Genomic DNA, 18,231 nt, shown 5'->3' on the forward strand with positions numbered 1-18,231 from the left:
GCAGGGGTAAAACGGGTATAATGCGCGCAAAGGAAATTTGCCGTACGAAAGATATTGTCATACCTACCTTTAACCCGCAGCCACGCTGCATCAACCACCTTCCAATCATGTTGATACTGCCGGGTTCCAATGCCCTGTCCCATTTCCGTAGCCACCGTCTGTTAAGCCAACTGCAAGCCGTTTCGCCTGCGATCGTTGCCGTGCAAGCACGCTATGTCCATTTCATCGATGCCAGCGCGCCTCTCACCAACGACGACAGCACGCGCCTTGGCGCCTTGCTGACGTACGGCGAGCCGGCCCAGGCTGACAATACGGAAGGCGCTGCCGAAGAATTCTTCGTCATTCCCCGTTTCGGCACGATTTCGCCGTGGGCTTCGAAAGCCACCGACATCGCGCACAACTGCGGCATGGCGCACATCAAGCGCGTCGAACGCGGCATCGCTTTCCGCATCAACCTGAAATCGGGCATCCTGGGCAGCGCCATCGGCGCCGGCAAATTGACGGACGAGCAGGTACAGGCGGTGGCCGACCTGCTGCATGACCGCATGACGGAATCCGTGCTGCGCAGCGCGGACGACGCCAAGGACCTGTTCCGCACGCTGGAAGCGCGTCCGCTCGAATCGATCGACTTGCTGGGGCAGGGCAAGCGCGCGCTGGAAACGGCGAACGTCGAACTGGGCCTGGCGATGTCGGAAGACGAAATCGACTACCTGGACGCCGCCTTCACCAAGGCCGGCCGCAACCCGACGGACGTGGAACTGATGATGTTCGCGCAGGCGAACAGCGAGCATTGCCGCCACAAGATCTTCAACGCCGACTGGACCATCGACGGCGTCGCGCAGCCAAAATCGCTGTTCGGCATGATCAAGAACACGCATGAACTGCAGCCGAAGGGCACCGTCGTCGCCTACAGCGACAACTCGTCCATCATGGAAGGCGCCACCGTGTCGCGCTTCTACCCGCGCGGTGCCAGCCACGAATACGCGGCTTCCACGGAACTGACGCACACGCTGATGAAGGTGGAAACGCATAACCACCCGACGGCGATCTCCCCATTCCCTGGCGCCTCCACGGGCGCGGGCGGCGAAATCCGCGACGAAGGCGCGACGGGCCGCGGCGCCAAGCCGAAGGCTGGCCTGACCGGTTTCACCGTCTCGAACCTGTCGCTGCCGGACGCCGTGCGCAGCTGGGAAACGGCCGCCTCCGTGACGGCGCCATTGGCATCGCGCACGGACGCCGAGCAATACGGCAAACCGGAGCGCATCGCTTCGCCGCTGCAGATCATGATCGAGGGTCCGCTGGGCGGCGCCGCGTTCTCGAACGAATTCGGCCGTCCGGTATTGGGCGGCTACTTCCGCACCTATGAACAGAACGTCGGCGCAGACAAAGATGCCGTCTTCGGCTACCACAAGCCGATCATGATCGCGGGCGGCATCGGCAATATCTCGGCGCAGCACACCCACAAGAACGACATCCCCGTCGGCAGCCTGCTGGTGCAGCTCGGTGGCCCGGGCATGCGCATCGGCATGGGCGGCAGCGCCGCTTCGTCGATGACGACCGGCAGCAACACGGCCGACCTGGACTTCGATTCCGTCCAGCGCGGCAATCCGGAAATGGAACGCCGCGCCCAGGAAGTCATCAACGCCTGCTGGCAAATGGGTGCGGACAATCCGATCATCTCCATCCACGACGTGGGTGCGGGCGGCCTGTCGAATGCGTTCCCGGAAATCACCAACGACGCCAAGCGCGGCGCGATTTTTGACCTGCGCAAGATCCCGTTGGAAGAATCGGGCATGGCGCCGAAGGAAATCTGGAGCAATGAATCGCAGGAACGCTATGTTCTCGCCATCGCGCCGGAAAGCCTGCCATTATTTAAAGCCATGTGCGAACGCGAACGCTGCCTGTTCGCCGCCGTGGGCGTGGCCACCGAAGAGCGTCAACTCAAATTGATCGACCCGGAACTGGGCAATGAACCGGTCGACATGCCGATGGACGTCTTGCTGGGCAAGCCGCCCAAGATGCAGCGCGACGTGGTCCACGTGGCCAACGATTTCCCGGCGATTGAGCTGACGGGCATGGACCTGGTGGACGTGGCGCAAAAAGTGCTGCTGCTGCCGACCGTGGCCGACAAATCCTTCCTGATCACCATCGGCGACCGCAGCGTGGGCGGCATGACCGTGCGCGACCAGATGGTGGGACCATGGCAAGTGCCGGTGGCCGATTGCGCCGTCACCACCATGAGCTTTGAAGGCTACCTGGGCGAAGCGATGGCCATGGGCGAACGCACGCCGCTGGCCGTCATCGACGCGGCAGCATCCGGCCGCATGGCCGTGGGCGAAGCCGTCACCAACATCGCCGCAGCAGCCATCGGCGACATCTCCGACATCAAATTGTCCGCCAACTGGATGGCCGCCTGCGGCCAGCCTGGCCAGGACGCGGCCCTGTACGACACGGTCAAGGCTGTCGGCATGGACCTGTGCCCGGCACTGGGCATCAGCATCCCCGTCGGCAAGGATTCGCTGTCGATGCGCACCACCTGGAAAGACGAGAACACGGGCGCGGCGAAATCCGTCACCTCGCCGGTGTCGTTGATCGTTTCCTCGTTCGCGCCAGTGACGGACGTGCGCAAGTCGCTCACGCCGCAGCTGAAAACGGACCAGGGCGACACGTCATTGATCCTGATCGACCTCGGTCGCGGCAAGAACCGCCTGGGTGCATCCGCCCTGGCGCAAGTCATGGGGCAATTGGGCAATGAAACGCCGGACGTGGACAGCGCGGAAGACTTGAAAGGCTTCTTCGCCGCCATCCAAAAGCTGAACAGCGACGACAAGCTGCTGGCCTACCATGACCGTTCGGACGGCGGCCTGTACGCCACCCTGACGGAAATGGCCTTCGCCGGCCACACGGGCATGTCCGTCAACCTCGACATGCTGACCATGGAAGGCGAGCACTCGAGCGACTGGGGCGACGCCAAGAACTGGGCCGGCCAGGTAGCGGAACGCCGCAACGAACTGACCTTGCGCGCCTTGTTCAGCGAAGAGCTGGGCGCCGTGATCCAGGTGCGCGCGGAAGAAAAGTCGCTCGTCATGGATGTGCTGCGCACGTTCAATCTGGGCGCCTGCAGCCATATCATCGGCAAATTGAACGACCGCGACGTCATCGAATTCACGCGCGACGCCAAGCTGATCTACACCCAGCCGCGCGCGGACCTGCACCGCCTGTGGAGCGAAACGAGCTGGCGCATCGCCCGCCTGCGCGACAATCCGGCCTGCGCGGACGCCGAATACGACCGCCTGCTGGACGTGCAGGACCCGGGCATGTCGCCTATCGTCACCTTCGACCAGAACGAGAACATCGCCGCGCCATTCATCGCCACGGGCGTGCGTCCCCGTGTCGCCATCCTGCGCGAGCAGGGCGTCAACTCGCATATCGAGACGGCCTACGTGATGCACCAGGCAGGCTTCACGGCTGTCGACGTGCACATGAGCGACCTGATCGCGGGCCGCGTGAAACTGGACGACTTCCAGGGCGTCATCGCCGTGGGCGGCTTCTCGTACGGCGACGTGCTGGGCGCGGGCGAGGGCTGGGCGAAAACCATCCTGTTCAACGCTAGCCTGGCGGAACAGTTCGCGCGCTTCTTCAACCGCACGGACAGCTTCGGCCTCGGTATCTGCAACGGCTGCCAGATGATGAGCAACCTGAAATCCATCATCCCCGGCGCCCACGCCTGGCCCAAGTTCACGCGCAACAAGTCGGAGAAATTCGAAGGCCGCTTTGCCATGGTCGAAGTGATGGATTCCCCATCGATCTTCTTCAACGGCATGGCCGGCACCCAGGCCGGTATCGCCATCGCCCACGGCGAAGGCTACGCCGACTTCTCGCAAACGGGCGACATCACCCAAGTCACCAAAGCCATGCGCTTTGTGGACAACAAGGGCGCCGCCACCGAAGCCTACCCGTACAACCCGAACGGCTCGCCGGAAGGCATCACCTCCGTCACCACGCCAGACGGCCGCTTCACCGTGCTGATGCCGCACGCGGAGCGCGTGTTCCGCAGCGTGCAACAGTCGTACCACCCTGAAGCATGGGGCGAGGACTCGCCTTGGATGCGCATGTTCAGGAATGCGCGGAAGTTTGTGGGGTAATTAGCTCGCGTGCAGGGCAGCGCTGGAGTTCAAGGCGATGCTGCTGGGGTAGGAATGAGAAAGCCGCTGTCGGGAGACAGCGGCTTTTATTTTAAGTGCTTAAATATTTATCGACGATTCCGATTGCTTAATATTCACCGCCTTGCGATGTTGTTGTAAGCATTTTTAATGTTTTTAATGCCATTTCATTTTTTTTAATATGGAAAAATTTCTGATAATCTTCTTGAGAGAATGTCTTGAAATTAATTGGTTCTTTAAGATCTGTGGATTCTAGAAAATCTCGAAATAATTCAATTATTGTTGCTGATCTTGTGTTGCTATTTTTGTTTTCAATTAACATTTCTGTTGCTTGAAATTTGGAAAATTCCTTCAGTTTTTTCAATGAAAAAATTGGATTTCTAATGTCAGCTGATTTTGAAATTAATATGGTTCTAACACACCATGCTATTCTTCTATTTAGTAATGTGTAATTCAATATCGAACTTTCAATGTTGATCAACATCCATCCTAAGTTTGCAGCGTCAAGTAACTCTTTCTTGTAATTTTCTTTGTAGGTAAAGTTGAACTTAATTTCATCAAATAAGTTAAGCTCATCGTATAGAATTTTCGCCTCACTTACTATGTGTAGAAGAAATAGATCGCCGTCTCTGGCACGTTGAATAACCAGTGACTTAGGATAGCAAACAGTATTAATTGATCCGTTAGCTATGGCTCTGTAATTAATTTCATCTGTTATTGCCAATAGATCCACATCCGATGTTAATGTTTCGTCGCCGCGCGCTCTGCTACCATAAAGCAATAGTGTCAAAATACTCATAAGCGAACTCGGCTAATTCGGTTAACAACCGTTGGTACAATTATTGCATACCACCAAAGGCCCAGTAAGGCATTTAGCGCAAATATGGTTTGATTAAAATAGCTACTTGTAGTGGTTGCATGCTTTGTATATCCTATTAAGAAAGTGATATCAAAGGCCATCATCAATCCCAATTTCCAATCGCTAGAAATTCCAAGAAAGCTATAAATTATTGAGAATAAACAGATTAAAGAGATTCCAAAAATTATTGGACGGGTTAGACTGTTGCCCCAGTCATTGATCAATCCAGATAATTCCATAATTATTTTCTCGGTATGGTAAAAAAATTTTAATAAGATATTGATGAGAATGTTTTTCCTTGAAAATATCTCATGATTTGTCTTTGATATTTTCTCTCTAATTCTTTGAATGGAGTGGCATTTGACAGCATCGTAATAAAATTTGTCGCTCCCTACCTTTTCAAGATTCGCTACTAATGCTCTGGCAATTTTTCCTTTGGATTCTTCTAGTCGCATTTTTTGATAACTTGTATTTGTATTCTTTTGCTTTAATAGTTCAGCATCCTTTATATTTGTGTAGGCAGAATTTATGAATTTATCAGGATTGGTTATTAGTGTGTTGTTAAATCTAGTTTCGGTTCCTGATATGCTGATTTCTTCCCACTTGCAATCAATGAACTGGCAATCTTCAAAAGCGCACATTGTAAAGGAGCATTGCTTGAATTTACAATCGGTAAATTTAACCTTTTTCCAATTCGCATAGCCAAAATCACATTTTTCAAAATTGCATTTTGAGAAGCCTAAGTTTTTTTCGAAAAAATCACCTCGAAAATCACAAAACTGAAAATTTTTTCCTCTCAATGTAAATCGCGGATATTTTCTTGATTCTTCTTGGAGTTTTTCTGCAGTGTAACACCGTTTTTCAACGCCACTTATTCCATCGAAAATCCAATTGCTGTCCTCATAGTCATTTGCAGAGTTTGGACTGTATAAGACATCCCAGTAAGATGTATCTCTTTTAATACTTTTCTTTTTGTTTGTCATTGAGATTTTTTGAAATTATCGATTGTGTTTTTAATTATTGACTTTACGCTGCAAGGTACCTAAATTTTTATTTGGAAAGATTGTAGCGTTATCTATAGGTGTGTGCCACATTATTCAAAAAATTGCGTAGGCGCTCCTCAGCCAGCGGAAGTCCAGCAGCAGGGCGCTGGCGGCGATATGCTGGTCGATTCCCGTTTCCACGCGCTTGGCGAGGAATGGTCCCAGGAAGGAATTCGAGGTGCGCGACAGCAGCATGAGAATGCTGAACAGGGCCAGGGACACGGCGATGCGCCGCGTGCGGATGCCGGCGATGCGCACGGGAGGCGAGGGTGCCGATGATGTGGATGATGAACGTCAGTGCACAAATCAACAGCAATTGCTTGTCCATCACAACCTTGCAATAAAGAAAATGTAATTCCATGCTGCCATGAAGTTACTTATTTTTCAACTGCAAAGAAGATAATTTTATGTGATTGGGGTTTTGTGTTGGTTTGTGTGGAGTTGACTGAATTTCACCCCAAGGCAGAAACTGGGGTCAGACCCTACAGGGGTAATGTCCCCCAATGGGGGGGCATTACGATCACGAAGTGACTGACCCGGCTTTGGCCTGTGGGTGAGATAAATGCCGCCAGTGAGCGTATGGCGTGGTTTCATTGCTTGTATTTCAAGCTTGCACCCTCAACTATCCCTGGTGGCGGCAAGACTTGCCGCTCGATATGCATCAACTACCCCGGAGGTACACCATGAGTTTCGATTCCTTTTTGTCCAAGCTGAAGTCCAAGGCAAGCGAGCTGAAAACCGAGGCACTGAAGTACAAGAACAAGGATTTCCTCAACGCCGCGATGGCAGGGTCGGCCCTGATCGCCATGGCCGACGGCAGCGTCAGTGCGGAAGAGAAGCAGAAGATGGTGAAGTTTATTGAAAGCAATGATGCGCTATCCGTGTTTACCACCACGGACGTGATCAAGGCTTTCCAGGAATATGTCGGCCAGCTGGAATTCGACAAGGATATCGGCGAAGCCAAGGCGTATCAGGCGCTGGGCAAGATGAAGTCGAATGTGGAGGCATCGCGCCTGCTGGTGCGCATGATCATCGCCGTCGCTTCGTCGGACGGCAATTTCGACGCCAACGAGCAGCGCGTGGCCGGCAAGATCGCGCGCGAGCTGGGCTTGACTCCCGGCGAGTTCGAGCTGCAGTAAAGCCGGGCCAGCCGGCCCTGGCTGGCTTAACTCTTGTCCCACCACGGCGGCGTGCCCGACGACCAGGGGCACGCCATTTCCACTTCGCTGATCCTGTAGCGGATCTCGATCACCTGGCCGGGGCTGAAGGGACCGCGTTTCCAGTCGCCGGAATCAAAGACGTAGCCTTTGCCCTTGATGCAAAGACTGGTCGGATTGTTGCCGATGGGGCCGGTCGAGTGCAGGGTGACGCGCACTTCGCCGTTGGCGTCCAGCGGGGCGTCGCCGCCCGTGAACAGTGCATCCGAGCCGATATCGCAGACAGTGGTGCTGCCTATCTTGCTGCAGCGCTTGATATACGTTTCCTGGCGCGCATTGGCCAGGTAATCGTCATGCCGCATCGGCTTGCCGTCGTCATAGGTAAAGCGCAGGACGACTTGCGTGGGCTCGCTGGCCGGATGGCGCGTGGTGCTGGTGCAGGCGACGCTGACCAAGGCCAGCAGGGGCCAGGCCAGCAGGCGCATGGTGTGGCGCAGGCACGTCAGCAAGCGGCTACGAATATGCTCAGATTGAAACATGGTGCTCCATGGAGTGGCTGCGGCTTCACTGCAGCGAAGGCGCCGATCATAGCACGCAGTCGTTTTTCCACGGAGCATGTTTCTAGCGGAACAGCTGCCGGTTTGCACATGGCACCGTGCGCTGGCACCTGCGTGGCCGGCAGGCCGAATCAGCTACGCTTGCGTGCCGCGCAAGTGAGCAGGGCCATGCCGGCGAGCAGCATGGCGTAGGTCGATGGTTCCGGAACCGGCGAGAGGGGATCGAGCCGCACGACTTCGCATATGCTGTCGCGGCAGCCATAGGCAGAAATCTGGCCCGCTTCGTTGATGCCGCCTACCAGCCCGAAGTACCAGCCATCCTCGCCAACGAGGTCGCTCAGCCTATACGTTTCATTGCCATCCCAAAGCATGGCCATCGTGCCAAAGTCGTTGTAGCCCAATACCCTGCCGAGGCCATCGATACCGACGGAGGTGGAGAGCCGCGATATCGTTTGATAGTTTCCATTGGCCCAGAAGAACGCTTCCGTGCCGGTCATGCCTTGACCTAACGTGGCCCAGCCCGATACCTGGCCAGCGTTGTTGATACCGACAGCATAACTCGGAGCATAATACTCGCTGACGAGCGTGGTCATCACGCCGTTGGCATACAGGGAGGCCTGGGCTTGTCCATCGGCGTCCTTTGTGTAGCCGACGACGGCCCCGGAACTGTTAATATTGAAGGCAGTGGTGCCGTTGCCGCCCGCCGCGGTGATTTCCTGATAGCCGCCGGCGCTGGAGTACACATAGGCGCGCTCCTTGCCGCTGCCGTCGTATGTGCTGAGGGCAACCTGACCGGCATCGTTGATGGCGTTCGCCTGTGCTTTCTGGCCATTGACCGCGAAGGGGGTGAATGTACCATTTTCCACATAGTAATACGAGCGGTCGCTGGAGCCGGTGGTGGAATAGGCGATGCCCTGGCCTGCGGCATTGAGCGAACTGATCGTGATATTTCCCGGCAGGGGGGCTGAAACATTCAGGGCGCTTCCCGAGGTGCTGAACCAGACATTCTGGCCCTCGGACTGTCCGACTCCAAAAATTTCCCCCCGCGAATTGATTTCTCCAGCGTACAGATGCGCAGGCGCCGAGTAGTTAAAATGCGTCAGCTTGAATTGCGGCGCCGAAACAGGTGCAGCGGACGCCGATGTGGCTGCCATTCCCACAAGCAGGGGCAGTACTGATTTTCTGAAAACTTGCATGCCATTTCCCTTTTTGAAAATGGCAATTATGATAATTAATAATAAAAATGTAAACCTATTTGATAATTTTATTATTAAAAAATATTCTCAAATATTTATCTTCCTTTAAGGAATCTGGCGGCGGTGACAGCATGCGATGGCAGCGCGCACCTCCCTGGAACTACGCTGCACCTCAACGCGACGCCAGGCCGATGCTTTGCACGTGGGCCGGCACGATGTCGACGCCCGACACGTTCTGCGACGGCACCACCATCACCAGCTCGCCATCCAGGCTGCCGTCATCGTGCTGGTCGATGCGTACCTTCAGCTGGCGGTCCAGCGCGACGAAGGCGTTGCGGTCGGTGGCGACGATGCGGTGCTCTTCCTGCTTGCCGATACGCGCATACTTGACGGCGCCGGCGAGGCGCAGTTCCAGGGTGTCGCCGTTCGACAGGTCATAGGTGCCGACGAATTTCTTGAAATCCTGACGCATCATGTAGCGAGGATGTTCGGGCACGTCGATGCGCAGGGCGTTGCCGGGCACGGTGACGGTGTGCTCCGGTGGCAGGGTTTGCGCGGTGGCTGCTGTGCCGGCGGCGGCGAGGCACAGGAGTGTGCCCAGGATGAAGGTTTTCATGTCGTTGTCCTCGTTGCTTGATGAGCGCTGGCGCATGGCGCCTGCCGTCCGCCCTGATTCAATTCCTGCAGCACTTTCTTGCACAGTTCGCCGTACCGCACGCCCTTGCTCCGTTTGTGTGCGGCCAAGTCGTAGCGTGCGCTGATGTCATCCCACGCCACGCTGCCGGGCAAGGGCCGCAAGTTCTCGTCGAGGTTCATCTCGAAGTGAATGAAGTGGCCGTCGGCGCTCAGCAGCTTGCCGTACACGGCGGGCATGCCGGGCCAGGCCAGTTGCAGGTCGAGCATGAGGGCCGCATCGAGCGCCACGCCATGGCTGGCCGCGCACAGGCGCAAGGCGTCGGGCAGGGGACGCGCCCGCCACCAGGCCGCCGTCTGTCTGATGGCGGCCTGGGTCAGCGCGTTTTGCTGTTGCACAGAATACTGTTTGCTCATGGCTGCCACCCATGCGGAAGGCGGCTTGCCGCATCAACGCGATGCCAGGGCCATGCTTTGCACATGGGCGGGCACGATGTCGCCGCTGGCCAGTTTGTCGGCCGGCATCTGCATCAGCACTTCGCCGCCCACGCTGCCATCGTCGCGCAAGTCGATGCGCATGGCCAGTTGCCGGTCGAGCGCCACGAAGCTGTTGCTGCTGGTGGCGATGATGCGGTGTTCGTCCTGGTCGTCGATGCGCGCATACATGAGGGCGCCGATGTTGCCCGCATTGCGCAGGTAGAGTACCTGGCCGTTCGACAGCTCATAGCCGCCGCGGAACGGAGCAAATCTTTCGGCACTCATGAAATGTTTGTGGGCCGGCAGTTCGATCGTCTGCAGGCGTCCGCCTGGAATGACGACGGTCTGGCTGTCGGGAAGCGATTGCGCATTTGCCAGCAGGGCGCAGACGCCCAGGGTGCCGGCCAGGATCCATGTTTTCATTTTTTTACCCATCCTTGAACGTTGGCGCCGTCCGCTGCCGGTGCGGCGATATTGGTAGTGCCAGGAAAATCGAACCGGCTGGTCCGCACGCGCTGTGGCGACACTGGCGAGGTGGGGCGACCGGTCTTGCCAGTGTAGGCAGGCAATATGCAGCGCGCATCATCCGATCGGATGACACGGCCTCATGCATCGAGTACGGCCAGGTGCGCCGTCGCGCCGTGGATCAGCGCGATCAGCTCGCCCTGGCGCCGCGTATCGGTCTTCAAATAGGTGTGGTGCAGATGCGTCTTGACGGTATTGACGCTGATGCCGCCGCGCGCGGCGATTTCCTCGATGGTGGCGCCTTGCGCCAGCGCCTTGCCCACCAGCGCTTCGGCTTGCGTCAAGTCGAACAGCTGCCGCAAGGCAGTGACAGACGTGCTCGCTTGCGTGGGATCGCGCGCGATCAGCAGCGCGCATGGGGGCTGGCAATCGGCGAGCGGGGTGACTGTCAGGGCCAGCGGACATTGCTGCTTGCGCGCCAGGCGCAGCGACTGGCATTGCGCTGCGCCGCCCCTGCTGGCGATGACCATGCGCACGGCGCGCGCCAAGGCGGGCGGCGCAGCGTGTGCCAGTTGCGCCGCATGCAAGGCGTGGCCGGCGGGAGTGGCGAAACGCAGTCCGAGGTTGGCATCGAGCACCAGCACGGCGGCGCCCATGGCGTCGAGCGCCGCCAGCGCACAGTGGCTGGCCAGTTGGGCCTCGCGCAGGCGCTGCTGCAGGCACAGGGCGCGTTGCAGATGGGGCAGAAGTTCCTGCCATTGCTGGCCGTTCAGGTCTGCGCTGTCGAGCTGCGGCCAGTCGCCCGCGCCGCAGGCCGAGTCGTACATGGCGGCGATCAATTTCCCCACATCCGCCGTTACTGTACCTGTGTCCATGCTTGCCCCCATTTCCTGACTACATCAGTGTGCCGCAGGCGTGCAGGTGCGGAACTGGGTAAGCGGTGTTGCGCAGCGATTCGCCCCACCTTTGTGAGGAAGGTCTGTTCGCTGCCTTCTGTCCTGGGCAACTATCAAGATAGTACAAAGATATCGGTGCTGCAATGGTTTGTGCCTGTCCTTCTGGATAGTGTTCTGCAGGAAACTCGCGCGGGTAAATCATGGCCATGATGTAAGATTCGCACTATGTCCGATTTCACATTTACCGATTGCCCATGAGTTCAATAATGATTCCCGACGTCGCCCTGGTCGACAATACCGAACAACGCACGCCGCTGGTGCTCGTGCTCGACTGCTCCGGCAGCATGGATGGCGAACCCGTCTCGCTGCTGAACGAAGGCCTGGCCTTGCTGGAACAGGAACTCAAGTCCGATGTGATCGCCGCCAAGCGCGTGCGCATCCTGGTGATTCAATACGGCGCCCACGATGAAGCCGTGGTGGCCAGCAACTGGTGCGACGCCATGGATTTCACGGCGCCCCGGCTTGAAGCGAACGGCACCACGCCGACCGGTGCGGCCGTCGAACTGGCCCTGGCCGAAATCGAGCAGGAAAAGCAGCGCTTCCGCGCGGCGGGCGTGGCGTACACGCGGCCATGGCTGTTCCTGATGTCGGACGGCGAGCCGACAGACCGCTGGCAGCTCGGCGCCGAGCAGGCGCGCGCGGCCGAACAGGCCAATAAAGTGGCGATCTTCCCCATCGCCGTGGGTGATCACGCGAATATCGATACGCTGGGGCAATTTTCCAGCCGTGGCGAGCGGGGCGTGAAGCAGCTGAAAGGCTTGCAGTTCCGCGAACTGTTCCTGTGGCTCAGTGCCAGCATGCAGGTGGTGTCGCAATCGCGCCCCGGCGCGCAGGCGCAGCTGGCCTCGACGGACGGCTGGTCTGTCGTGAATACGTGAAAGCCCGCTGATTTATGACTGCAGCACAGCAAACCTGGCGCGTGTTCGGCGCGTCCGTCACGGGCAAGGCGCACCTGGATAAAGACATCCCGTGCCAGGATGCGCACGCGCATGGCGTCGTGAACGACGTTTTGGTGGCCATCGTCTGCGATGGCGCCGGTTCGGCCCGCCTCAGCGAGCAGGGTGCGCAGTTTGTTGCCGCGCAGACCGTGCAAGCGCTGGCCGGCCGGCTGGAGCAGGGCGCCACCGTGCAGGATTTATACGACGGCGCGCTGGCCGGCACCCTGGCGCAGATCCGCGCCGCGCTGGACGACATCGCCCGCGCCGCCAACGCCACGCTCGACGACTATGCTGCCACTGTCGTCGGCGTGGTGATGGGCGCCGACAACGGTTTCTTTTTCCACCTGGGCGACGGCCTGGGCGTGGCGCAACTGGGTGATGGCGACGAGCTCATCTCGCTGCCGGCCAACGGCGAATACGCGAACGAAACATATTTCATCAGCGGCGAGCGTTGGCGCGAACAGCTGCGCCTGCTGGTGATTCCGCAAGCCGTGCGTGGCATCGTGCTGATGTCGGACGGCTGCATGCCCTTTGCCATGAGCAAGAACAATGCAGCGCTGTACGCGCCGTTCATGGATGCCGTGCAAGGCTATCTGCGCACGGTCGACAGCGTGGAACTGGGCAATGCGGCGCTGGCGTCCACCCTGGCCGACCCGCGCACGCACCAGATCACGGGCGACGACAAGACCTTGTTGCTGGCCTTGCGCGCATGAGCCGGAAGCAGGGAGTGACGCCCGGTCTGAGTCCGGGCGGCAAGATATGGCTCGATAAGGTCCGCAGCCTGGTACTGGGCAAACTCGTCAAGAGCGGCGGCGCGGGCAGCGTGTACCTGTTGCCCGGTGCGTCCACGCAGGTGGCCAAGCTGTACCACCCGCACCTGGACCGGGCCGCCAACCGGCGCAAGCTCGAAGCGATGCTGGAACTGTCGCCCGAATTGCCCGACCAGCTGGAAAACGGCAAGCGCTACGTGCAGATCGCGTGGCCACAAGCGGCCGTGTTCGACGGCCAGGGCGGCTTCGCCGGTTTCGTCATGCCCCTGCTGGACATGGCGCAAACGGCGGAACTGGAACAGATCATGCAGGAGCGGCAAGCGCGCGCGGCCGGCTTGCCCACGGGACTCGGTCCCAAGCTGACCCTGGCCGCCAACCTGGCTGCCGTCATCGATGCGCTGCACCAGCAGCAGCATTACGTGGTCGACTTAAAACCCGTGAACCTGCGCTTTTACCGCGATTCGCTGTACATCGCCATGCTCGATTGCGACGGCTTCAGCATTCAGGGCCATGCGGAGCGTTTTCCTGCCGAGCAATTCACGGCCGACTACCTGGCACCGGAATTCCAGCGCAAGGGCATGCCGGCGGGCACGGAGCTGGCGCAAGACCGCTTCGCCCTGGCCGTCGTCATCTTCCAGTTGCTCAACTTCGGCATCCACCCGTACAGCGGGCGGCCCGGCAATGCGCAAGTGGCGACCGATATTCCCGGGCGCATCCGCGACGGTTATTACGCGTATGGCGTCAAGCGCCACAAGAACATGGCGCCGAACGCCACCAGCGGCCATGCGCTGATGCCGCCCGAACTGCGCGCGATGTTCGACCGCGCGTTTTCCCCGTCGCCCACACCGCAGCGGCCGTCGGCGGCCGACTGGGCGCAATTGCTGCGCGGCTATGCGCAACGCAGCGGCGGCAAGCTCGTCGTGTGTGCTGCGAATGCCGAGCACCAGCATTTTGCCGGGCTGGGCTGTGCCGCCTGCGCGCGCGACAAGGTCATAGCCTCGGCCGCGCAAGCGTCCGTACAGGCGCAGCAGATGCAACTGCAACAGCCATCGTTGCCGCAGCAGCGCAGCATGCGCGGCGCGCACCATACGGCGCCGGGGCAGGCTCCGGTCTTCATCCCCGTGTCGGGCAGCGGCGGCATCACGGGCAAGGGCTGGGCCGTCGTGGTGCTGCTGATCGTGCTGTTCCTGATCGGCTTTACGGCCTGGACTTCGTCGCCCGATGAAGCCAAGGCCAAGGCCAGCCTGCAGGCGCAAGCCGACCAGGCGGCCGGCCTGGAGGTATTTGGCTGGCGCCCGCGCAAGACGGCCGGTTTCCAGCAATCCGACGCGCGCAAGGCCGTGCAGAGCCTGTCGCAAGCGATCAGCAAGGGCGACGATGACGCCGTGACGCGCGGCTTGCAGCTGCTGTACCGGGCCGGCGAGGACAAGTCTTCTGGCTACCGCGGCGACCCTACGCGTGCGCGCCTGCGTACCACCTTGATGGAAGGCCTGGGCGCGATGCCCGGCTATTCTCCCGAATTGGCGCAGACCTATCTTGATCAGTTGCAAGCCGACCCGCGCGACTATCTGGCGGCCGCCGCCATGGGGCGCATGCACCTGAGCCTGAATGAACCGCAGGCGGCGCGCCAGTACTTCGAGCAAGCCGTGTGGGCCCGACCGACCGATGGCGTGGGCTGGCTGGGCATCGCGGCGACGGCGCTGCTGCGCGGCGGCGACGAGCGCGATGCCGTCAACATGGTGGCGCTGGCGCAGCTGACGGCCTACCGTTACGCGGTGGAGAACGCCTTGCCGACGGAACCGGGCGAACCGGCCGACAATGGCGTCGCCCGCACGATGCAGCGCATGGACCTGAACGCCAGGATGCTGCGCCTGGTTCAGGGATGGGATTACCAGAAGCGCTGGGACAAGGCGCTGGCCGATGGCGCGCTGCTGGCGGCCAGGCTGAAGGCCATGCCGCCCTTGCGCGACCAGGTCGGCGGCGTGCAGCGCGAGACGATGACGACGGTTGAATATGGCGTGCTTGACGAAAAGCATGCAACGGGTGAAAACCGCCTGACTCTGACCATTGCCGCCGACGGCACTCTCAGCTATGCGGCGGCCGAGTTGCCGATGGAGCCGATGCTCAACAAGGTGCTGCTCGACAGCGTGAAGCGCTGGACCTACTTGCCGGCCGTGCAGCACGGTCAATTGCGGGATGCCAAGGTGGTGGTGCTGGTGCGCTACCGCAACGGCCGGGTCAGCTTTGTGCCGGGCGGTGTGGCCGCCACGACGGAAAATTAAAGGAATAGCATGAAAATCAAGACCCTATGTGCGCTGCTTGGCGCTTGCTTGCTGACCCCGGGCATGGCGCAGGCCGACATCGTGCAGCGCCAAGTGCTGGCCAGCATGGCCGCCGAACCCGACAGCGAAGGCGGCGATGTGTTCACTATTGCCGGCACGACGGCCTGCGGCGGCAAGCAGATACGCATGGATGCCCGCTCGGTCAATCTGGACGAGGCGCCGTACGAAGCGCTGAAAGTCGAACTGGCCCGGCACATCCGCAGCAAGACGCCCATGCTCGTCACCCTGAAAAAATGCCCCGAGGATGCAAGCGTGCCCATCGTGCGCCAGATCGCCGCCTGCACGCCAGCCGCCTGCGCCGATGGCCGGGCGCGGCTGTACCTGCACGAACGTTTCTACCCCATCGAGCAGGAGAATGCGCCCAACGTGCTGCTGTTGCCCTTGCCGAAAGGTAAATCGCCGGGCACGTGGAAGGTGGACATTTATAGCATCGCCGGCCACAAGCTGCGCCTGTCCGGCCAGGTCAACCGCGCCGACTATGCCTCAGGCGAGCTGGTGGGGGGCTATGTCACGTATTACCCGAATGGCAAGATCGAGAAACAGGTGGCGCAGGATGGACAGGGGCGCCAGGACGGTGTTACCAGCCAGTATTTTGCGGACGGCACCCTGGAAAAGCGCGGCAACTGGCGCCACGGCTTGCCCGAGGGCGAGCACCGGCATTATCACGCCTCGGGCAAGCTGCGCGAAACGAGCAGCTACCGCGATGGCAAGCAGCTGGACGGCCCCAAGCAGATCTTGGCTGAAAATGGCAAGCCGAGCACGAGTTATGTACTGCGCGGCGGCAAGATCGAAGGCGAGATGCTCACGTATTTCCCTGATGGAAGCATTTCCAGCCGCTCCGCAATGAAGGAGGGGAAATACAATGGTTTGACGACAAACTATTACCCTGATGGCGCCGTGCGCGGCACCATGACCTTGCGCAATGACTTGCCCACGGGCGAGGCGCTGGAATTCTATCCGGACGGTAAGGTGCAAAGCCGCCAGCAGTATGCCGACGATGGCGGCTTGCTGAGCCTCCAGCGCCACAGCCCGCAGGGCGTGCTGGTGCTGGAAAGACGCTGGGATGCGCAATTGCGCGAGCAGGGCACGTCGCGCTCGTGGTACGAAAGCGGCAAGCCCGAGCAATCGATCGACTACGTGAACGACAGGCGCGACGGCTGGAGCCGCCGCTGGCGCCAGGACGGCAGCTTGCACAGCGAATGCCGGTATGTGGCCGGCAAGGCGCAGGGCGACTGCGGCGAAGCGCCGCCGGCGCCGGAACTGCAGCGCAAGGAGCAGGCATGGCGCGCATTGTGAAACACTTGCTTGGCGCCATGCTGCTGTTGCCGGCGCTGGCCAGCGCCGAGATCGAGCAGCGGCAGGTCGTCAGCGCCATCGCGGCGGCACCCGGCGGCGACGTGCTGACCCTGGCCAGCGACAGCGGTTGCGGCGGGCGCCAGGTGCGCATGGATACCCGCTCGGTCGGGCTGGATGCGGCGCAATACGCGGCCATGAAGCAGCAGCTGGCGCCGCTGATACGCGACGCGACGCCCTTGCTGATGCGCATCCTGTCGTGTCCGGCGCCGGGCGCAGCGGCGGCCATGCCCGAAGTTAGCAAACTGGGCGGCTGCGAGCCGCAAGCGTGTGCCGATGGCAAGGCGCGCCTGTACCTGAACCACAATCTGCGGCGCGGCGAAGTGAAGGAGCATGCGCGCTATGCGCTCGTCGTGCCGCTGCCGCCAGGCAAGACACCGGGCACTTGGCAAGTCGCGGTATTCCACGTGCGCGAAGGCGAGCCGACGCGGCTGTCGGGCCAGGTCGACGGCCCCGATTACCTGCGCGGCAAGCTGGTGGGCAATTACAGCATGTATTACCCGCATGGACAGCTGGAAATGCAGGTGGAGCAGGACGGGCGCGGCGTGCAAGAGGGCATGCAGACCCGCTATTATCCGGACGGCCAGATTTCCATGCGCGGCAGCTGGCGCAATGGCGTGCAGGAGGGCGAGGAGCAGACTTATCACCAGAGTGGCAAGCTGATCGAGTCGCGCACCTACCGCAACGGCGCCCGCGCCGACGGTGTGGTGGAAACGTTCGATGAAAACGGCAAGCTGCGCACGCGCATGACGCGGGTCAAGGGCGAGACGGACGGCGAGCTGCTGCTGTTCTATCCCGACGGCACCGTGGAAAGCCGCAGCCAGTATGTGAATGGCATCATGACGGGCCCCAGCACCGGCTATTTTCCGGATGGCAAGGTACGCAGCACGGTAAGCTATGTGGACGGCAAGCCCGCCGGCGACAGCGTCGAATATTATCCGGACGGCAAGGTCGCCAGCAAGCGCACGCACAGCGGCCACTACGTATTGCGCAGCGAGCAGCGCTTCAGCCCCCAAGGCGTGTTGCTCGTGCAGAAACAGTGGAACGAGGGCGGCCGCGAGGAGGGCGCATTGCGCTCTTGGTACGCCGATGGCAAGCCGAAGCAGCTGATCGAATACGTCGATGGCGAGCGCCAGGGCTGGACCCGGCACTGGCACGCAGATGGCAGCGTGGAGAGCGAATGCCGCTATGTGGCGGATGAGCCGCAGGGGGAGTGCGCGGGGGAGTCGGCCAAGTTTTCTTATACGGAAGATGGCATTGAAGTCGAGATACCAGAGCAATAAAGAATGCGCGCCGGTGCAAGCCCGGCGCGCATTCCAGCC

15 protein-coding genes and 1 pseudogene are annotated in these 18,231 nt (G+C 60.0%); 7 read left to right on the forward strand and 9 right to left on the reverse strand.

What is annotated here, in order from left to right; translation table 11 throughout:
* Window positions 1–107: 107 nt before the first annotated feature.
* Entirely contained in the window at window positions 108–4,145 is a 4,038-nt protein-coding gene (purL, locus tag ACQ4WQ_RS10260; RefSeq protein ID WP_436496709.1) for a phosphoribosylformylglycinamidine synthase, read from the forward strand.
* A gap of 127 nt (window positions 4,146–4,272) precedes the next feature.
* Here the strand turns inward: purL and halB are convergent, their stop codons facing one another.
* From halB to ACQ4WQ_RS10275, 3 genes and pseudogenes are all read right to left on the reverse strand, one after another.
* Entirely contained in the window at window positions 4,273–4,962 is a 690-nt protein-coding gene (gene halB / locus ACQ4WQ_RS10265) for an anti-phage Hailong system nucleotidyltransferase HalB (RefSeq protein WP_436496711.1), read from the reverse strand.
* Window positions 4,959–6,005, reverse strand: a complete 1,047-nt coding sequence (gene halA / locus ACQ4WQ_RS10270; RefSeq protein WP_436496713.1) for an anti-phage Hailong system effector protein HalA — start codon at window positions 6,003–6,005, stop codon at window positions 4,959–4,961. Before halA ends, halB begins: the two co-directional genes overlap by 4 nt.
* A gap of 144 nt (window positions 6,006–6,149) precedes the next feature.
* Window positions 6,150–6,393: pseudogene (locus ACQ4WQ_RS10275) on the reverse strand (lipid II flippase family protein); the annotation flags it as partial.
* Between the two features lie 355 nt (window positions 6,394–6,748).
* On the opposite strand from ACQ4WQ_RS10275, the gene ACQ4WQ_RS10280 reads away from it, so the two are divergent.
* The gene (locus ACQ4WQ_RS10280) at window positions 6,749–7,204 is read left to right on the forward strand and encodes a tellurite resistance TerB family protein (RefSeq protein ID WP_436496715.1); all 456 of its coding nucleotides are present in this window, start codon (window positions 6,749–6,751) and stop codon (window positions 7,202–7,204) included.
* Between the two features lie 26 nt (window positions 7,205–7,230).
* Here ACQ4WQ_RS10280 and ACQ4WQ_RS10285 read toward each other — a convergent pair whose 3' ends face one another.
* The 6 genes from ACQ4WQ_RS10285 to ACQ4WQ_RS10310 all read right to left on the reverse strand — a co-directional run bounded on the left by ACQ4WQ_RS10285 (window position 7,231) and on the right by ACQ4WQ_RS10310 (window position 11,425).
* The gene (locus ACQ4WQ_RS10285) at window positions 7,231–7,761 is read right to left on the reverse strand and encodes a hypothetical protein (protein ID WP_436496717.1); all 531 of its coding nucleotides are present in this window, start codon (window positions 7,759–7,761) and stop codon (window positions 7,231–7,233) included.
* 149 nt (window positions 7,762–7,910) lie between these two features.
* On the reverse strand, window positions 7,911–8,975 hold the full coding sequence (locus tag ACQ4WQ_RS10290) for a PEP-CTERM sorting domain-containing protein (RefSeq protein ID WP_436496719.1): 1,065 nt from the start codon (window positions 8,973–8,975) through the stop codon (window positions 7,911–7,913).
* A 172-nt stretch (window positions 8,976–9,147) separates the two neighbouring features.
* Complete coding sequence (locus ACQ4WQ_RS10295; RefSeq protein WP_436496721.1) at window positions 9,148–9,591, reverse strand: hypothetical protein; 444 nt, start codon at window positions 9,589–9,591, stop codon at window positions 9,148–9,150.
* Window positions 9,588–10,025 (reverse strand): hypothetical protein, encoded by a 438-nt coding sequence (locus ACQ4WQ_RS10300; protein ID WP_436496725.1) that lies wholly within the window; start codon window positions 10,023–10,025, stop codon window positions 9,588–9,590. Before ACQ4WQ_RS10300 ends, ACQ4WQ_RS10295 begins: the two co-directional genes overlap by 4 nt.
* A gap of 33 nt (window positions 10,026–10,058) precedes the next feature.
* Window positions 10,059–10,508 carry a hypothetical protein gene (locus ACQ4WQ_RS10305; RefSeq protein ID WP_436496727.1) on the reverse strand — a complete coding sequence of 150 codons (450 nt, stop codon included), beginning with the start codon at window positions 10,506–10,508 and terminating at the stop codon, window positions 10,059–10,061.
* A 182-nt stretch (window positions 10,509–10,690) separates the two neighbouring features.
* Complete coding sequence (locus ACQ4WQ_RS10310) at window positions 10,691–11,425, reverse strand: helix-turn-helix transcriptional regulator (RefSeq protein ID WP_436496729.1); 735 nt, start codon at window positions 11,423–11,425, stop codon at window positions 10,691–10,693.
* Window positions 11,426–11,700: 275 nt separating this feature from the next.
* Between ACQ4WQ_RS10310 and ACQ4WQ_RS10315 the strand changes: the two genes are divergently transcribed.
* From ACQ4WQ_RS10315 to ACQ4WQ_RS10335, 5 genes are read left to right on the forward strand one after another with little or no spacing between them, the layout of a single operon-like run.
* Window positions 11,701–12,384 carry a vWA domain-containing protein gene (locus ACQ4WQ_RS10315; protein WP_436496731.1) on the forward strand — a complete coding sequence of 228 codons (684 nt, stop codon included), beginning with the start codon at window positions 11,701–11,703 and terminating at the stop codon, window positions 12,382–12,384.
* A 14-nt stretch (window positions 12,385–12,398) separates the two neighbouring features.
* The gene (locus ACQ4WQ_RS10320; protein WP_436496733.1) at window positions 12,399–13,157 is read left to right on the forward strand and encodes a PP2C family serine/threonine-protein phosphatase; all 759 of its coding nucleotides are present in this window, start codon (window positions 12,399–12,401) and stop codon (window positions 13,155–13,157) included.
* The gene (locus ACQ4WQ_RS10325) at window positions 13,154–15,496 is read left to right on the forward strand and encodes a hypothetical protein (protein WP_436496735.1); all 2,343 of its coding nucleotides are present in this window, start codon (window positions 13,154–13,156) and stop codon (window positions 15,494–15,496) included. Before ACQ4WQ_RS10320 ends, ACQ4WQ_RS10325 begins: the two co-directional genes overlap by 4 nt.
* 9 nt (window positions 15,497–15,505) lie before the next feature.
* Entirely contained in the window at window positions 15,506–16,852 is a 1,347-nt protein-coding gene (locus ACQ4WQ_RS10330; protein WP_436496737.1) for a toxin-antitoxin system YwqK family antitoxin, read from the forward strand.
* The gene (locus tag ACQ4WQ_RS10335) at window positions 16,837–18,192 is read left to right on the forward strand and encodes a toxin-antitoxin system YwqK family antitoxin (RefSeq protein WP_436496739.1); all 1,356 of its coding nucleotides are present in this window, start codon (window positions 16,837–16,839) and stop codon (window positions 18,190–18,192) included. Before ACQ4WQ_RS10330 ends, ACQ4WQ_RS10335 begins: the two co-directional genes overlap by 16 nt.
* The last annotated feature ends 39 nt before the right edge of the window (window positions 18,193–18,231 follow it).

Source organism: Janthinobacterium goodfellowi (genome assembly GCF_051380695.1).
In the GTDB taxonomy this organism is placed as follows: Bacteria; Pseudomonadota; Gammaproteobacteria; order Burkholderiales; family Burkholderiaceae_D; genus Janthinobacterium.